Raw genomic sequence first — 16,336 nt, 5'->3', positions numbered from 1 at the left:
GCGGGGGCCGCACCGCGTACGGCGGGGTCCTCGGGGCGTACTCGTACCTCTACGCCGTCACTGGCGCCGACCCACAGGGGCGCGGTGGAGCCGCGGACCCTTCCCGTCTCGCGCTCCGCCGTGCCGGCGTCGGCGGCGTGCTCGTGGTTGTGGGTCTCCAGGGCCTGCCAGCCCGACCAGGCGCCGGTCTCCTGGGAGCGGGCGCGGACCTGCGCCGTGCCGTGGAGTTCGGCCTCGACGTCGTCCCAGACGACCCCGACCAGCGAGAACGGCTTGGTTTCGAGCTCGGTCCGGCCCTGCGGGGCGGTACCGGCGGCTCGGCCGTCCGGGGCGAGTGGCCGCAGGGGCAGCGACTGGGTGGAGCCCGGGGGCACGGTACTGGCCGGGGCCGGGGCGGCGACGGCGGCGGTGGGCAGGACCAGGGCGGCGGTGCACGCGACGCCGATCGCGGAAGCAAGGAATTCACGCATGCAGCAGATCTTGGTCATAAGTAGACAAATATGTCCATTGGGGAATTGACGGCTCGTCGGCCGAACCGGTGTACGGCAAGCCCCGGCGGCACGGCCCGCGCCGGGCGGCGCGGCGTACTCTTGCGCGGGTGAACGCCACCGATCGCACCCCCGCCGACCTGCTGCGATCCGCGCTCGCCGCGGACCCGGCGCAGCCCTTGGTCACCTTCTACGACGACGCCACCGGCGAACGCGTGGAACTGTCCGTCGCCACCTTCGCCAATTGGGTGGCCAAGACCGCCAACCTGCTCCAGGGCGACCTCGCCGCCGCGCCCGGCGACCGGCTCGCGCTGCTGCTCCCCGCGCACTGGCAGACCGCCGTCTGGCTGCTCGCCTGTTCGTCCGTCGGTGTGGTCGCGGATGTGGGTGGCGAGCCTGCCGACGCCGACCTGGTGGTCAGCGGGCCCGACACGCTGGAGGAGGCGCGCGCCTGCGGCGGTGAGCGCGTGGCGCTCGCGCTGCGCCCTCTGGGCGGACGCTTCCCGCAGCCGCCCGCCGGCTTCGCGGACTACGCCGTCGAGGTGCCGGGGCAGGGCGACCGGTTCGCGCCGTACGCCCCCGTCGACCCGGGCGCGCCCGCGCTGCGCGTCGGCGGCACCGGACTCACGGGCGCCGAGCTGGTCGAGCGGGCGCGCGCGGACGCGCGGACGCTGGGGCTCGGCCCGGGGGCGCGGCTGCTGTCCGGGGCGGCGTACGACACGTGGGAAGGACTGTCCTCGGGTCTCTTCGCGCCGCTCGCCGTCGGCGGGTCCGTGGTGCTGTGCCGGAACCTCGACCAGCTTTCCGAAGGCGGTCTCGCCCAGCGGATCGAGAGCGAGCGGGTCACCAACACGGCGGTACGACAAGCGCCCTGAGCACCACCCGTCCGGCCCACCGGCTGCCGAGCCCTGCGGCCGGAGGGCCGGGCAGCGGTGGATGATCGGCGGTACACCGCACAACCAAGCGCGAGGTTCAGCCGTCTACCCCTGCGACCGGCGGCCCAGCGCGCCGCCGACTCCGTGAAGGATGGACGCAGACGTGACCGACAGTTCTGGCACGCCCTCCGGACCGGACACACCGGCCGAGGAGGACGAGGCGACGGGCCGGGCCACGGAGGGGGCGGGCGAGCCGGCGACGAAGGCCGACGGCGAAGGCCCGGCCGAAGAGGCCGGCTCGGACGCCGACCGGGATGCCAACGGCTCCCGGCGCTGGATGCGTTGGACCGCCCTCGGCGCCTCCTTCGCACTCCTGCTCGCGGCCGGCGTCGGCTGGTGGCTCTACCGGAAGCTCGACGGCAACATCACCACCGACACCACCGCCGCCGCAGAGCTGGAGGAGTACGAGAAGGAGCGTCCGACGCCCATCGCGCTGGACGCCCGCAACATCCTGCTCATCGGCTCCGACACCCGCTCCGGCAGGGGCAACGACAAGTACGGCCCGGACAAGGGGACCCAGCGCAGCGACACGACGATCCTGCTGCACCTGGCCGGGGACCGTAAGAGCGCGACGGCCGTCTCGCTGCCGCGCGACCTGATGGTGGACATCCCCAGCTGCCGCAAGCCCGACGGCTCGCGCACGAGGAAGCAGTTCACGCAGTTCAACTCGGCGTTCGAGTCCGGGGGTACGGCGTGCACGATCCGTACGGTCGAGAAGCTCACCGGCGTCCGCGTGGACCACCACATGGTGGTCGACTTCGCGGGCTTCAAGGGGATGGTCGACGCGGTGGACGGCGTCGAGATCTGCCTCAAGGAGCCGATCGACGACGACGACGCGCTGCTCCGGCTGGACAAGGGCCGCCAGAAGCTGAACGGCGAGCAGGCCCTCGGCTTCGTACGGGCCCGCAAGACCATCGGCGACGGCAGCGACACCGAGCGCATGGAACGCCAGCAGCGCTTCCTCGGCGCGCTGGTGAACAAGGTGCAGAGCAACGGCGTACTGCTGAACCCGACGCGGCTGTACCCGGTGCTGGACGCGGCGACGAAGTCCCTGACCACCGATTCCGGGCTCGACTCGCTCAAGGACCTGTACAACCTGGTGCGCGGGATGCGGAACATCCCCACCGAGCGGGTGCAGTTCATGACGGTGCCCCGGCAGCCGTACGCGCAGGACCCGAACCGCGACGAGCTGGTCGAGCCGGACGCGGGCCGGCTGTTCAAGCAACTGCGCGAGGACGCTCCGGTCTCGGTCGTACCGGCGGGGTCCGAGGAGCCGGACAAGGACGGCGGGCCGGGGGCCGACGAGAAGCCGGACGACGCGGGCGCGACGAGTCCGGCGCCGGCACCGACATTCACCGGCAGCAATGCCGCTACGGACGAGTGCGAGTAAAGCCATGACCAAGGCCTGGCCGGTAACTGACGCGGATTGGGCGTATTGCCCAGTTGTAAGGGGAGTGGAATTTGTCACGGACGTCGCCCGGCGCTGAACTGGGCAGATAGTGTGACGCGATCCGGTGCTTCCGGCCCTGAGGTCGCACTGCTGGAAAGAACGCCAGAGGGCCTGGGGGAGGCGCCTCATGTGGCACCCGACGGAGGACTCAAGCAACCGTGGATGCGCAAAACCGTGGGCGGGCGGACGAGATCGACCCCGCAGACCAGTGGGTGCTCAACCCGGCCACCGGTGATTACGAATTGCGACTGGACCAATCCGCAGGGCAGTCGCCCGCCGCGTCCCCCAGAGGCCCTCGGTCCAGAAGAGGTGCCGGTGGCGTAGCCACGCCCCCACGGCGGCAGGTTCCGGCGCAGCGCGGCCGGCGGGCCGCGAACCACTCCGACGGCAAGGGCGCCGGCGGCGCCGACCCGCAGGCGGGCCGGCGCAAGCGCAAGGCGAAGAAGTCGGGCAAGAAGAAGGCGCTGGTGTGGACCGGCGGCGTGATGGGCTTCGTGCTCGTGGGCGTCTCGGTCGGCGCGTACGTGCTCTACGACCGCCTCAACGGGAACATCAACTCGGTGGACGTGGGTGACGCCGCCAACGGCGGCTCCCTGAAGGACGGTCCGCTCAACATCCTGATCATCGGTACGGACAAGCGCACCGGCAAGGGCAACGAGGGCTACGGCGACCGGGAGAACACCACCGGGCACGCCGACACGACGTTCCTCTTCCACGTGTCCGAGGACCGGACCAACGCGACCGCGCTGAGCATCCCCCGCGACCTGAAGACCGACATCCCCGACTGCCCCACCAAGCAGCCGGACGGCTCGACCAAGATCATCCCCGGCAAGGCGTACACGAAGTTCAACGAGAGCTTCGGTGTGGCCGGCCGTGACCCGGGCTGCACCATGCGCACGGTCAAGGAGATCACCGGCGTCCCGATCGACCACTTCATGATGGCCGACTTCAACGCGGTCAAGACGCTCACCACGGCGATCGACGGTGTGGACGTCTGCCTGACCAAGCCCATCAAGGACGACGACTACTCCAAACTCGACCTGGGCGCGGGCGACCACACCCTCCAGGGCGAGCAGGCGCTCGCGTTCCTCCGCAACCGGCACGGCCTCGGCAACGAGAGCGACCTCGACCGGATCAAGATGCAGCAGCAGTTCATCGCCTCGATGATCCGCAAGATGAAGGAGGAGACGCTCGGCAACCCGAAGCGGATGCTCGCTCTCGCGGACGCGGCCACCAAGGCGCTCACGGTGGACAAGGCGATCGGTGACATCCCGAAACTGAAGGGACTCGCCGAGGAGCTGGGCCAGATCGATCTGAAGAACATCACGTTCACGACGATCCCGGTGCGGGACAACCCCAACGAGAAGGTCAGGGCGACCGTGGTCCTGGACCCGGTCAAGGCCCCCCAGGTCTTCAGCATGCTGCAGACCGACACGTCCTTCACCGAGGTGAAGAAGAAGGAGAAGGCCGCCAAGAGCAAGCAGGCGGCGCTGCTCAAGGGCCCCAGGGCCGAGGCCTCCGAGGTACGTGTCGACGTCTACAACGGCAGCGACACCGCCGGCGCGGCGCAGAAGACCCTGAACTGGCTGCAGGTCCAGCAGGGCGTGCTCAAGTCCGCGAACAAGAGCAACGCCCCGGAGAAGATCGACAAGACGACGCTGGAGTACGCGCCCAACCAGGCGGACCAGGCGCGCAAGTTGGCGGACCTGATGGGCCTGCCCGCCGCCGCGATGAAGAAGGGCACCGACGACGCGGGCGCGACGCAGCCCATGGTCCTGACGCTCGGCGCCGACTTCAAGGGCGAAGGGGTGCCCATCAGCGGCCCGGTGAAGCCGCCCGAGGTGGACAAGGTCGAAGCGGACAAGAAGATCTGCGCGCAGTGACGCCGCGTCGGCGGACGACGCGCGGCGCCTGAGAACAGGGGGCCGGGGGGCAGGGCAGGACAGCACGGGCGGGGACCGGACGCGAGGGGGCTTCCGGTCGTCCGCGACGGCGAGCGGTACACGGGCTTCGGGGGCGGACCGCCCCTCACCCGGCGCCGGGCCTCAAGGCTCCGGCTCATGCCGGCGCGCAACAGCGCGTCTGCGGCACACAGGCCGATCACGGGCCTGTACGTACGTGATCGACAGGGGGGACTGTGGGGCAGAGCAGTGTGCGAGGGGACGACACGCGAGAACGCGTTCCGCGCGACCGGTCCGGCGGTGCCACCGCTGCGCCGACGGGCGGCGGCACGCCAGGCGGTGGCCGGCGCCGCGGCCACGGGAAACCGCGCAAGCGGCGGATACTGCGCTGGACCGCCCTGACGGTCTCGGTTCTCATACTCGGCACCGGCGGCGCCGGTTACCTGTACTACGAGCACCTGAACGACAGCATCAAGCGGGAGGCCCTCAACCTCGGCGGTAAGAAGATGGCCGGTCACAAGGCCAACGCCGCCGGGCAGACCCCGCTGAACATCCTGCTCATCGGCTCGGACGCCCGCGACACCGCCGCCAACAAGAAGCTCGGCGGCGGACGGGCCCACTTCGACGGTCCGGCACTGGCCGACGTGCAGATGCTGGTGCACCTGTCCGCGGACCGCACCAACATGTCGGTCGTCTCCATGCCGCGCGACACCATGGTGAAGATGCCCAAGTGCACCGCCCCCGACGGGACGGAGTACGCGGCCTCCACTGGCCGGATGCAGACGAACCTCAGCCTGGACCGCGGTGGCCCCGGCTGCACGGTGGCCGCGTGGCACGAGCTCACGGGCATCACCATCGACCACTTCATGATGGTCGACTTCGCGGGTGTGGTCTCGATGGCCGACGCGATCGGCGGCGTCCCGGTCTGTGTCGACGCCAACGTCTACTCCCGCAACAGCAAGGGCGAGGGCTCCGGGCTCAAGCTGCGCGAGGGCACCACCTCCATCAAGGGCAAGCAGGCCCTGCAGTGGCTGAGGACCCGCTACGGCTTCGAGGACGGCACCGACCTCGGCCGCACCCGCGCCCAGCACATGTACATGAACTCGATGATCCGTGAGCTCCGCGAGAACGCGAAACTCACCAACCCGAACAAGCTGCGCAAGCTCGCCGAGGCGGCCACCGACGCCCTGACCGTCGACGACCGGATCGACACGGTGACCGATCTGCTCGATCTGGCCGACGAGTTCAAGAAGATCCCGACCGGCCGGATCACCATGACCACCATGCCGACGATCCCCTACACGTACGACCGCAACAGGGTCGAGCCCACTCCCGGTGACGCCGAGAAGCTGTTCCGCCTGGTCCGCGACGACATCCCGCTGGACGGCAAGGGCGTCAAGGCCAAGCCCAAGCCTCCGAAGTCGAAGGACCCGGTCGCCCCGGTGGGCGAGATCGCCGTCACCGTGCAGAACGGCACCGGCGTGGGCGGACAGCCGACGAACGGCCGTTCCACCTCCGTGACCGCGTCGCTCGTCGCGCAGGGCTTCACCCTGGCGCGGGCCGGCGACCAGCTCACGCCGCAGGAGAAGACGACCGTAACCTACCCGAGCGTCGACCTCCAGGGGGACGCACAGGCGGTCGCCAAGTCCCTTGGCGTCCCCATGAGTGCGGTGAAGCGGTCCACCGAGGTCACGGGCGTCACCGTGGTCGTCGGCGCGGACTGGCGGACGGGCACCGCCTACCCGAAGCCGAGCGAGGACGACGACAAGGCGCCCAAGTCGGCGCGTCTGTCCAACGGCGCGGACTCCACCGACTGCATGCACGTCCAAGAGGGCTTCACCTGGTCCTGACGCGGCCTCGTCGCGTGCCGGCCCTCCGAGGACCGGGGGGCCGGCCGCGTCGGGGGCGTCGTCAGACCGTCGTGGGCGGCCGCACCGCCGGGCGGCGGCTGGCGATGACCTTCCGGGCGAGGGAGCGGGGGCTCGTCAGGAAGCCGTAGCCCCAGGACATGTGCATGGTCGCCAGGGCGACGGGAATCTGCGCCCGGGCCTTCAGCGACAGCCCCTTGCCGGCCGGGACCGAGCCCGCCACGATCGCGGCCAGGTACCCGGCCGGGACCACGAAGCCCCACGGGGTGAGCATGGCGCCGACGACGATGCCCGCGGCTATCGCGCAGACGGCGGTCGGCGGCGCGAGGTAGCGCAGGTTGATCGAACCGGCGTGGTAGCGGGCGACGACGTGCCGCCAGCGGCCGTAGTCCTTGTACTGCTTGGCCAGCGCCTTGACGGAGGGCCTCGGGCGGTACTGGACGCGCAGTTCGGGCGAGAACCAGATCAGGCCGCCCGCCTCGCGGATCCGGAAGTTCAGCTCCCAGTCCTGGGCGCGGACGAACTCCTCGTTGTACCCGCCCTGCTGCTCCAGGGCCTCCCGGCGGAAGACGCCGAGGTACACGGTCTCCGCCGGCGCTGCCTCGCCGCCCGTGTGGAACGCCGCGTTGCCGACGCCGATCTTCGAGGTCATCGCGGCCGCGACCGCGTCCTCCCAGGCGTTCTCGCCCTCGGCGTGCATGACGCCGCCGACGTTCTGCGCGCCGGTCTCCTCCAGGAGGCGTACGGCGGTCGCGATGTAGTTCGGCGACAACATGCCGTGGCCGTCGACCCGCACCACGACGGGGTGCCGGGAGGCCTTGATGGCGGCGTTCAGCGCTGCCGGGGTGCGGCCCGTCGGGTTCGGGACGGTGTGGACGCGGGGATCCTCGCGTACCAGCTCGGCGGCGATCTCCTCGGTCCGGTCCGAGGACGGGCCGATGGCGATCACCACCTCCATCTCGCCGTCGTACTCCTGCTCCAGGATGTGACGGACCGAGTTGCGCAGATGCCGCTCCTCATTGAGGACCGGCATGATCACGGAGACTGCGGGTGTGGCGTTCATCGGGGGTCACGTTACCGCGAACGGGGGACACGGTCGCGCGGCGGCCGCGTCGCTGCCGGGGGTCGTTGATCGTATGGGCTTACGTTGCTGCTGATCCCCCCATGCCCTCGCGGAGGTTCCCCACGTGCCCCAGTCGCCCCGTCCGCAGAAGGGCCGCAGTCGAAGGCAGGACGAGCGCCCGCAGTGGTCGATGCGTCTGTTCACCACGATCTCGGTCCTGGTGCTGTGCGCGGGAGGCATCGGTCACGCCGTGGTCTCCGGGATGGAGACCGGCATCGAACGGGTCGACCCGTTCAAGGACATGAAGAACCGCCCCGCACCCGGCCACGGCACGAACATCCTGCTCGTCGGCACCGACGGCCGCGACAGGATCACCGCCGAGGAGAAGCGGAAGTACCGGCTGGGCGGCGAGCCGTGCCACTGCACCGACACGATCATGGTGGTGCACCTGTCGGCGGACAAGAAGCGCGCGAGCGTCGTGAGCCTGCCGCGCGACAGCTACGCGGAGGTCCCCGCGCACACCGACCAGTCCACCGGCAAGCACCACAACGCCCATCCGGCGAAGATCAACGCGGCGTACGCGGAGGGCGGCCCCGGGCTGACCGTACGGACGGTCGAGCACATGACGAAGGTGAAGATCGACCACTACCTGGAGGTCGACTTCACCAGCTTCATGAAGACGGTGGACGTGATCGGCGGGGTCGAGGTCTGCACGGTCCGCCCGCTCAAGGACCACTACACCGGCCTCGACCTGCCCGTGGGCACCCACCGGCTGAACGGCGGCCAGGCCCTGCAGTACGTCCGCTCCCGGCACATCGACGGCGCCGCCGACTTCGGCCGCATGCAGCGCCAGCAGCGCTTCCTCGCCGCCTTCGTCGCCAAGGCCGGCACGGCGGGCGTCCTGCTGAATCCGGTCAAGTTCCGGCAGGTGACGACGACGCTGCTCGGCTCCGTACGGGCCGACAAGGGCTTCGGCACCCGGGAGATGCTCGACCTGGGGCGGGCCATGCGGGGCTTCAAGCCCGCGTCCTCGGAGTTCACGTCCGTGCCGGTCTCCGGGGTCAACCAGTCCGTGGCGGGCATCGGCTCGACCGTGAAGTGGGACGAGGCGAAGGCGAAGCGGCTCTTCCAGCACCTGCGCGACGACAAGCCGCTCGCGCCGCTGCGGCCCCGGGCGAAGGCGGCGGTCGTCGACGTGGCGCCGCAGCAGATCGACGTACAGGTCTACAACGGGACGCTCACCCGGGGCCTCGGCAAGCGCGTGGACGACGCCCTGCGCTCCACCGGCTTCCGGACCACCCGGGCCCCCGAGGACGCGGACCGGCACGATGTGAAGCGCACCCTCGTCACGTACGACCCGCGCTGGGACCGCTCGGCGAAGTCGCTCCAGGCCGCGCTGCCCGGGTGCGAGCTGAGGGCGGTGGACGGGCAGGGCGGGCTGCTGAAGGTGATGGCCGGCACGGACTTCAAGGGCGTGCGGGCGGTACGGGCGGACGAGCCGCACCGCGGCGAGTTCGGCACGGTCACCGGCGACCAGGTCGTCTGCCGGTGACCGGCCGCCTCAGACCTCCGTGTCCAGGCCCTCGGCGGCGCGCTTGTCCCGCAGCTCCTTGATCGCGCGGCGCCGCGCGAGGCGGTGCGTGCGCCGGATCTGGGCCTCCTGGTAGCGGCGGCGGTCGCGCTCCGTCTCGGGGACGACGGGCGGCACCCGGCGGGGCTTGCCGTCGGCGTCGACGGCGGCGAACACCAGGTAGGCGCTGCCGACCTGGGTGGCGGGGGTCGACTCGTTCCAGCGCTCGGCCAGGACCCGTACGCCGACCTCCATCGAGGACCGGCCCGTCCAGTTGACCTGGGCCTTCACATGGACCAGGTCCCCCACGCGCACCGGCTCCAGGAAGACCATCTCGTCCATGGAGGCGGTGACGGCCGGGCCGCCGGAGTGCCGTCCCGCGACGGCGCCCGCCGCGTCGTCCACCAGTTTCATGATCACGCCGCCGTGCACCGTGCCGAGGAGGTTGGTGTCGCTGCCGGTCATGATGTGGCTGAGCGTGGTGCGGGACGCCGCGGTGGGCTTGCCCGGAATGTCATCTTCCGGGCTCTGGGGCTGATCTGTCATGCCCTCCACCTTATGCGCGGGGCGCATTGCATCAGCTCTGCAACAGCCCTGACCCGATTTCCCACCCACCCTGTGAGCGGGCCACCCCCAGCCTGCACACTGGTCCGCATGAGCGACTGGCCGGACGGATGGAACGACCGCAGCGACCCGCACGGTCGCGGCAGCGGCGGCGCGCAGCCCGAGGGCGCGCGGGTGATGAGGCATGTCCAGCGCGGCCAGGTGCCGCCGCCGGCCTCCCCCGTGCCGCCCGTGCACCGCCCGGTGCCGGCGCAGCCGCAGGGTTACGACGACGGGTACGGCCAGGGCTCCCGCGGCGACGGCTACAACACCGGCCAGGTCTACGGCGGTGGCGGTGGCCGCGGCGGCCGTCCGCCGCGGGTCGGTCCGGCGCCGGACTGGAGACGCCGTATCAAGCTGGGATCGCTGACGCTGGTCGTCGTGCTCCTCGCCGTCTCCATCGGCACGTACTTCTGGGCGGACGGCAAGCTCAAGCGCGAGGTCGACCTGTCGAAGGTCATCGAGCGCCCGGAGGCCGGGGACGGCACCAACTACCTGATCGTGGGTTCCGACAGCCGCGAGGGCATGTCGGCCGACGACAAGAAGAAGCTGCACACCGGGTCGGCCGAGGGCAAGCGCACCGACTCGATGATGATCCTGCACGACGGTTCCAACGGGCCGACCCTCATCTCGCTGCCGCGCGACTCCGAGGTGGAGATCCCGTCCTTCGTCGGCTCGGAGTCCGGCAAGAAGTTCCCGGGCCAGGGCAGGCGCGTGAAGCTGAACGCCGCGTACGCCGAGGACGGCCCCGAGCTGCTGGTCCGTACCGTCGAGCACAACACCAAGCTGCGCATCGACCACTACGTCGAGATCGGCTTCGCCGGCTTCGCCAACATCGTGGACGCGATCGGCGGGGTGGAGATGGACATCCCCAAGGCGTTCAAGGACAAGAAGTCGGGCGCCGACTTCCAGGCCGGCAAGCAGACGCTGAACGGCGAGCAGTCCCTGGCCTTCGTCCGCACCCGCTACGCCTTCGCGGGCAGCGACCTGGACCGCACGAAGAACCAGCAGAAGTTCCTCGCGGCCCTGGCGAGCCAGACGGCGACGCCGGGCACGATCCTCAACCCGTTCAAGCTCTACCCGACCATGGGCGCCGGCCTCGACACGCTCATCGTCGACAAGGACATGAGCCTGTGGTCGCTGGGTCAGATGTTCTTCGCGATGAAGGGCGTCACGGGCGGCGACGGCACGTCGATGAACATCCCGATCTCGGGCAGCAACGGCGGCAACCTGGTCTGGGACAAGGCCAAGGTCGCGCAGCTCGTGGAGCAGCTGAAGAACGACGAGAAGGTCACGGTCACCGGCAACTGACCGGACATGCGAGGGGGCCCGGACGGATCACCGTCCGGGCCCCTTCGTCGTACGCCTACGGCAGGTTGCGGGCCATGACGATCCGCTGGACCTGGTTGGTGCCCTCGTAGATCTGGGTGATCTTGGCGTCGCGCATCATGCGCTCGACCGGGTAGTCACGGGTGTAGCCGTAGCCGCCGAGGAGCTGGACGGCGTCCGTGGTGATCTCCATGGCGGCGTCGGAGGCGTAGCACTTGGCCGCGGCACCGAAGAACGTCAGGTCCGCGTCGAGGCGCTCGGACTTGGCGGCGGCCGCGTACGTCAGCTGGCGGGCGGCCTCCAGCTTCATGGCCATGTCGGCGAGCATGAACTGCACGCCCTGGAAGTCGCCGATCGGCTTGCCGAACTGCTTGCGCTCCTGGACGTAGCCCTTGGCGTAGTCCAGGGCGCCCTGGGCGATGCCGAGCGCCTGGGCCGCGATGGTGATGCGGGTGTGGTCCAGGGTCTTCATCGCCGTGGCGAAGCCGGTGCCCTCCTCGCCGATCATGCGGTCGGCGGGGATGCGGACGTTGTCGAGGTAGACCTCGCGGGTCGGCGAGCCCTTGATGCCGAGCTTCTTCTCCGGAGCGCCGAAGGAGACGCCCTCGTCCGACTTCTCGACGACGAAGGCACTGATGCCCTTCGAGCGCTTGGTCGGGTCGGTGACGGCCATCACCGTGTAGTACTCGCTGACGCCGGCGTTGGTGATCCAGCGCTTGACGCCGTTGAGGACCCAGTAGTCGCCGTCGCGGACGGCCTTGGTCTTCATGCCCGCCGCGTCGGAGCCCGCGTCCGGCTCGGAGAGGCAGTACGAGAACATGCCCTCGCCCTTGGCGAGCGGCGTCATGTACTTCTTCTTCAGGTCCTCGCTGCCGGAGAGGATCACCGGGAGCGAGCCGAGCTTGTTGACCGCCGGGATCAGGGAGGAGGAGGCGCAGGCGCGGGCGACCTCCTCGATGACGATCACGGTAGCCAGCGCGTCCGCGCCCGCGCCGCCGTATGCCTCGGGCACGTGGATGGCCTGGAGGTCGTTGGCGACCAGGGCGTCCAGCGCCTCCTGCGGGAAGCGGGCCTCCTCGTCGACCGCCGCGGCGTACGGCGCGATCTTCGCCTCGGCGAGCGAGCGGACCGCGTCACGGAGCATGTCGTGCTCTTCGGACGGGCGGTACAGGTCGAAATCAGGCGAGCCTGCCAAGGTCTCTCACTCCCCAAGGATGCTAACTACCGTTAAGTAACCCAATTTTAGGGGGCGGGCCGCCCACAGGGATACGTGAGCTTGCCGACAGGGGGCAGCACGAAGACACGTTCCCGCAGGCAGCCCGGACTATGCTCGGTCGGCGAATGTCTGCCCGTCCCTCTCTGGAGCACCACATGGCCCTCAAGATCACTGTGATCGGCACCGGGTACCTCGGCGCGACCCACGCCGCGGCCATGGCTGAGCTGGGCTTCGAGGTCCTGGGCCTCGACGTCGTGCCCGAGAAGATCGAGATGCTGGCGGCCGGCAGGGTCCCCATGTACGAACCGGGGCTGGAGGAGCTGCTGGGCAAGCACGTCGCGGGCATCGAGGGCTCCAGCGGGCGGCTGCGCTTCACCACCTCGTGGGAGGAGGTCGGCGCGTTCGGCGACGTCCACTTCGTGTGCGTGAACACACCGCAGAAGCACGGCGAGTACGCGTGCGACATGAGTTACGTCGAATCCGCCTTCGCCTCGCTCGCGCCGCACCTGGCGCGGCCGGCCCTCGTCGTCGGCAAGTCGACCGTCCCGGTCGGCAGCGCCGCCCGGCTCGCGGCGAAGCTCGCCGAGCTGGCCCCGGTGGGGGCGGACGCGGAGCTCGCGTGGAACCCGGAGTTCCTGCGCGAGGGGTTCGCCGTACAGGACACGCTGCACCCGGACCGGATCGTGGCCGGTGTGGCGAGCGAGGGCGCGGAGAAGCTGCTGCGCGAGGTGTACGCCGGACCGATCGGGGAGGGCTCGCCCTTCGTGGTGACCGACTTCCCGACCGCCGAACTGGTGAAGACGTCCGCGAACTCGTTCCTGGCGACGAAGATCTCGTTCATCAACGCCATGGCCGAGGTGTGCGAGGCGGCCGACGGCGACGTGGTGAAGCTGGCCGAGGCGATCGGTTACGACGAGCGCATCGGCAAGAAGTTCCTGCGGGCCGGCATCGGCTTCGGCGGCGGCTGCCTGCCGAAGGACATCCGGGCCTTCATGGCGCGCGCCGGTGAGCTGGGCGCCGACCAGGCTCTGACCTTCCTGCGCGAGGTCGACTCGATCAACATGCGGCGCCGGGGCCACATGGTGGAGCTGGCCCGCGAGGCGGTCGGCGGCACCGGCGGCTTCCTGGGCAAGCGGGTCGCCGTGCTCGGCGCGACGTTCAAGCCGGACTCGGACGACGTACGGGACTCGCCGGCGCTCAACGTCGCCGGGCAGATCCACCTCCAGGGCGGCCAGGTCACGGTCTACGACCCGAAGGGCATGGAGAACGCGCAGCGTCTCTTCCCGACCCTGGGGTACGCCCCGACCGCCGTCGACGCGGTGCGCGGCGCGGACGTGGTGCTGCACCTGACGGAGTGGCGCGAGTTCCGGGAGCTGGACCCGGCGGTGCTGGGCGAGGTGGCTTCCGAGCGGCTGATCCTGGACGGGCGCAACGCGCTGGACCCCGAGCTGTGGCGTGGGGCGGGCTGGACGTACCGGGCGATGGGCCGCCCCAAGGCGTAGGTCAGGTCCGCGCCCGGCCGGCTCGGTACGTGCGCATCTTCGCCCGGCTGCCGCAGACCGCCATGGTGCACCAGCGGCCGCGCCCGGCCGGGCTGCGGTCGTAGTACGCCCACTGGCAGTCCTCGGCCTCGCACGCCTTGAGGCGCGGCCAGGTGCCGTCGGCGTGGGCCGTCGCGATGGCCGCCGCGACGCGTGAGGCCAGCGCGTCCGGGTCCGCCGGGCGCAGCGCGGCCGCGCCCGCGCCGTCCACGGTGACGAGCAGCGGGGCCGCCGCCAGCAGCCGGTCGAGAGGCGCGGTGGACACCTCGCGGCCGGCATGGGCCAGGCACGCGGCGCGCAGGGCCTCCCGCAGTTCGCGGGCCGCCGGTACGCCGGCCTCGGTGAGCCCGAAGGCCGTGCGGCCGGCCTCCGTGTCCAGGGAGTCGGCGCCCTTCTCCACGTCGAGCGTGTTCACCAGGGCTTCCACCAGTGCGAGCTCTCCCGGTGCGGGTGCCCTGTCATTCATGGTTGCGAGGTTACCCCTTATGCGGGAGCATGCAGTAACGGTTACCGGTTGAGGGAGTCAACAGGTAACTCACCGCCGAGGGAGGAATCAGCATGAGCAGCACAGCGATCGCCAAGCTGGGAACCGTCGTACTGGACTGTCCGGACCCGCACGCTCTCGCGGGCTTCTACGCCGAGCTGCTGGGCGGCGAGCCCCGGGCCGCGGAGGAGGGGTGGGTCGACCTCTCGGGATACGAGGGGACACCGCTGGCCTTCCAGGCGGCTCCCGGGTTCGTACCGCCGCGGTGGCCCGCGCCGGACGGCTCGCAGCAGTTCCACCTCGACCTGACGGTCGAGGACCTGGACGCGGCGGAGGAACGGGTGCTCGCGCTCGGCGCGAAGCCGCTGGACGCGGCCGGCCGGGACAGGTCGTGGCGGGTCTACGCCGACCCGGCCGGGCACCCGTTCTGCCTCTGCGCCTGCTGAGCGCGCTCCGTCAGGTGACGACGGGGGCGGGGCGGCGGCGGGCGGCGCGGGAGGTGAACTCCGTGTCCCGTACGACCCGTGCCGCGTTGCCCCACGTCAGCAGGGCGAGGTCCTCCTCGTCCCAGCCGCGGTCGATCAGCTCCGCGAGGAGATGGGGGTAGCACGAGACGTCCCGCAGGTCGTCCCCGTGCGGCACGTCGGCCGCATCCGCGCCGTACATCCCGCTCAGCCCCACGCAGTGGCGCCCGGCCACCGCGCGCACGTGCTCGATGTGGTCGGCCACCCGGCTCACGGTCTGCTCGGGGGCGAAGCCGACCATGCAGACGCCCTTGTCCGGGGTGAGCGCGCGCAGTACGTCGTCGCAGGCGTTCGCCGGGGCGTCGGTCAGAGCGCGGGCGCCGGAGTGGGAGAGGACGACCGGGGCCCGGCTGACGGACAGCACGCCACGCACGGATTCCACCGGGACGCCGGTCAGGTCGATGAGTACGCCGAGGCGGTTCATCTCCCGTACGACGTCCTGGCCGAAGGAGGTCAGCCCCTCCCCCTTCGCACCGGCCCAGCGGGTGCCGGCGAACGTGACGCTGCGGACGCCGAGGGCCTGGTACGCGCGGAGCGTGCCCAGCGACTCGCCCAGGGCGTGGCCCGAGACGGGGCCGAGCAGGGAGGCGATGCGGCCGCAGTTGCGGGCGTCGGCCATGTCGCCCGCGGTGAGGGCAAGACGCAGGCCCTCGGGGTAGGCGGCCACGACCTTCTTGATGAGGTCGATCTGTTCGAGGGTGGCGCTGATGGCACGGTCGCCGGCGTACTCCGCCGGGACGAGCAGGGACCAGAACTGGGCGCCGACGCCGCCGGCGCGCAGGCGGGGGATGTCGGTGTCCAGGGTGCTCTCGCCGAGTTCGAGATCGTGCCACTGGCGCTGCCCGAGGATCGACGCGAGCCGGTTGAACCCGTCCGCGACGGGGTGCTCCACGAGGAGCGCGCGGGCACGGCCGAGGCTGTCCTCGGGGGCGGGGGGCGGAGCCGCGGGCTCGCCCTCCTCCTCCCCCGCGACGCCGTCGAACACGAGCTCTTCCAGCTCGTCGAGTTCGTCGGGCGACGCGGCCCGGGCCTCAGGTTCCGGTGTCTCAGGAACGGCCGTGCCCAGCATTCGGTCGAGTTCGCCGACCGCGGTGGTGGACGAGGTGTGCGGGTCGTCCTGCAGATCTGCCATGACGGGACTCCGAATTCATGGACGCAGTACGGCCACGGTGTCACGGGAGCGCCGAGGGTTCGCGGCGGATGGCGCGTTCGGGGTACACCCCTTGCGCCGCCTGCGCTCGGAGCCTCCACCGAACCTCCGTGGCGGCCCGTGCCCACCGGGGCGGCCGGGTGCGCTGGCGGGGCCGGCCCCGGCGGGAGAGCGCAGCGACTCCCGGCGCTGCGCGCCGGACCCTGCCCCACCC

The 16,336-nt window shown here is 70.9% G+C and carries 13 protein-coding genes and 1 pseudogene; 8 read left to right on the top strand and 6 right to left on the bottom strand.

All coding sequences use genetic code 11. From position 1 onward, the window contains the following. Positions 1-470 (bottom strand): annotated as a pseudogene (locus E2E34_RS19655) (N-acetylmuramoyl-L-alanine amidase); the annotation flags it as partial. Between the two features lie 128 nt (positions 471-598). On the opposite strand from E2E34_RS19655, the gene E2E34_RS19650 reads away from it, so the two are divergent. From E2E34_RS19650 to E2E34_RS19635, 4 genes are all read left to right on the top strand, one after another. Continuing rightward, entirely contained in the window at positions 599-1,363 is a 765-nt protein-coding gene (locus tag E2E34_RS19650; RefSeq protein WP_138903225.1) for a TIGR03089 family protein, read from the top strand. 163 nt (positions 1,364-1,526) lie between these two features. Next, a complete protein-coding gene (locus E2E34_RS19645) occupies positions 1,527-2,813 on the top strand; it encodes an LCP family protein (RefSeq protein WP_341870230.1) in 1,287 nt (428 codons plus the stop codon). 218 nt (positions 2,814-3,031) lie between these two features. Further along, complete coding sequence (locus E2E34_RS19640) at positions 3,032-4,756, top strand: LCP family protein (protein ID WP_138903223.1); 1,725 nt, start codon at positions 3,032-3,034, stop codon at positions 4,754-4,756. Between the two features lie 254 nt (positions 4,757-5,010). Continuing rightward, positions 5,011-6,624, top strand: a complete 1,614-nt coding sequence (locus E2E34_RS19635; RefSeq protein ID WP_138903222.1) for an LCP family protein — start codon at positions 5,011-5,013, stop codon at positions 6,622-6,624. A gap of 61 nt (positions 6,625-6,685) precedes the next feature. On the opposite strand, the gene E2E34_RS19630 is transcribed toward E2E34_RS19635, so the two are convergent. Continuing rightward, positions 6,686-7,705: a glycosyltransferase family 2 protein gene (locus E2E34_RS19630; protein ID WP_138903221.1), complete on the bottom strand. Its 1,020-nt coding sequence runs from the start codon at positions 7,703-7,705 to the stop codon at positions 6,686-6,688. Positions 7,706-7,829: 124 nt separating this feature from the next. Between E2E34_RS19630 and E2E34_RS19625 the strand changes: the two genes are divergently transcribed. Continuing rightward, positions 7,830-9,257 carry an LCP family protein gene (locus tag E2E34_RS19625; protein ID WP_244315896.1) on the top strand — a complete coding sequence of 476 codons (1,428 nt, stop codon included), beginning with the start codon at positions 7,830-7,832 and terminating at the stop codon, positions 9,255-9,257. A 9-nt stretch (positions 9,258-9,266) separates the two neighbouring features. On the opposite strand, the gene E2E34_RS19620 is transcribed toward E2E34_RS19625, so the two are convergent. Next, positions 9,267-9,821 (bottom strand): acyl-CoA thioesterase, encoded by a 555-nt coding sequence (locus tag E2E34_RS19620; RefSeq protein WP_167518324.1) that lies wholly within the window; start codon positions 9,819-9,821, stop codon positions 9,267-9,269. Positions 9,822-9,929: 108 nt separating this feature from the next. On the opposite strand from E2E34_RS19620, the gene E2E34_RS19615 reads away from it, so the two are divergent. Further along, entirely contained in the window at positions 9,930-11,189 is a 1,260-nt protein-coding gene (locus E2E34_RS19615) for an LCP family protein (RefSeq protein ID WP_138903219.1), read from the top strand. Positions 11,190-11,244: 55 nt separating this feature from the next. Here the strand turns inward: E2E34_RS19615 and E2E34_RS19610 are convergent, their stop codons facing one another. Next, positions 11,245-12,402 carry an acyl-CoA dehydrogenase family protein gene (locus E2E34_RS19610; protein ID WP_138903218.1) on the bottom strand — a complete coding sequence of 386 codons (1,158 nt, stop codon included), beginning with the start codon at positions 12,400-12,402 and terminating at the stop codon, positions 11,245-11,247. A gap of 176 nt (positions 12,403-12,578) precedes the next feature. Here E2E34_RS19610 and E2E34_RS19605 point away from each other — a divergent pair, with 176 nt between their 5' ends. Next, positions 12,579-13,925 (top strand): UDP-glucose dehydrogenase family protein, encoded by a 1,347-nt coding sequence (locus tag E2E34_RS19605; protein ID WP_138903226.1) that lies wholly within the window; start codon positions 12,579-12,581, stop codon positions 13,923-13,925. A 1-nt stretch (position 13,926) separates the two neighbouring features. Here the strand turns inward: E2E34_RS19605 and E2E34_RS19600 are convergent, their stop codons facing one another. Continuing rightward, on the bottom strand, positions 13,927-14,430 hold the full coding sequence (locus tag E2E34_RS19600) for a CGNR zinc finger domain-containing protein (RefSeq protein ID WP_138903217.1): 504 nt from the start codon (positions 14,428-14,430) through the stop codon (positions 13,927-13,929). A gap of 92 nt (positions 14,431-14,522) precedes the next feature. Here E2E34_RS19600 and E2E34_RS19595 point away from each other — a divergent pair, with 92 nt between their 5' ends. Continuing rightward, on the top strand, positions 14,523-14,894 hold the full coding sequence (locus E2E34_RS19595) for a VOC family protein (RefSeq protein WP_138903216.1): 372 nt from the start codon (positions 14,523-14,525) through the stop codon (positions 14,892-14,894). A gap of 10 nt (positions 14,895-14,904) precedes the next feature. Here the strand turns inward: E2E34_RS19595 and E2E34_RS19590 are convergent, their stop codons facing one another. Continuing rightward, positions 14,905-16,104, bottom strand: a complete 1,200-nt coding sequence (locus E2E34_RS19590; protein ID WP_138903215.1) for a dipeptidase — start codon at positions 16,102-16,104, stop codon at positions 14,905-14,907. Positions 16,105-16,336: the final 232 nt, after the last annotated feature.

It is taken from the genome of Streptomyces albidochromogenes (assembly GCF_005981925.1).
GTDB classification, from domain to species: domain Bacteria; phylum Actinomycetota; class Actinomycetes; order Streptomycetales; family Streptomycetaceae; genus Streptomyces; species Streptomyces albidochromogenes.
Note: the sequence above shows the minus strand (reverse complement) of the source record. Positions and strands in the feature narration are given on the sequence as shown.

Coding starts and splice junctions, on each gene's coding strand:
- E2E34_RS19630 (WP_138903221.1), bottom strand. CDS start 7,705: ATGAACGCCACACCCGCAGTCTCCGTGATCATGCCGGTCCTCAATGAG.
- E2E34_RS19620 (WP_167518324.1), bottom strand. CDS start 9,821: ATGACAGATCAGCCCCAGAGCCCGGAAGATGACATTCCGGGCAAGCCC.
- E2E34_RS19615 (WP_138903219.1), top strand. CDS start 9,930: ATGAGCGACTGGCCGGACGGATGGAACGACCGCAGCGACCCGCACGGT.
- E2E34_RS19605 (WP_138903226.1), top strand. CDS start 12,579: ATGGCCCTCAAGATCACTGTGATCGGCACCGGGTACCTCGGCGCGACC.
- E2E34_RS19600 (WP_138903217.1), bottom strand. CDS start 14,430: ATGAATGACAGGGCACCCGCACCGGGAGAGCTCGCACTGGTGGAAGCC.
- E2E34_RS19595 (WP_138903216.1), top strand. CDS start 14,523: ATGAGCAGCACAGCGATCGCCAAGCTGGGAACCGTCGTACTGGACTGT.
- E2E34_RS19590 (WP_138903215.1), bottom strand. CDS start 16,104: ATGGCAGATCTGCAGGACGACCCGCACACCTCGTCCACCACCGCGGTC.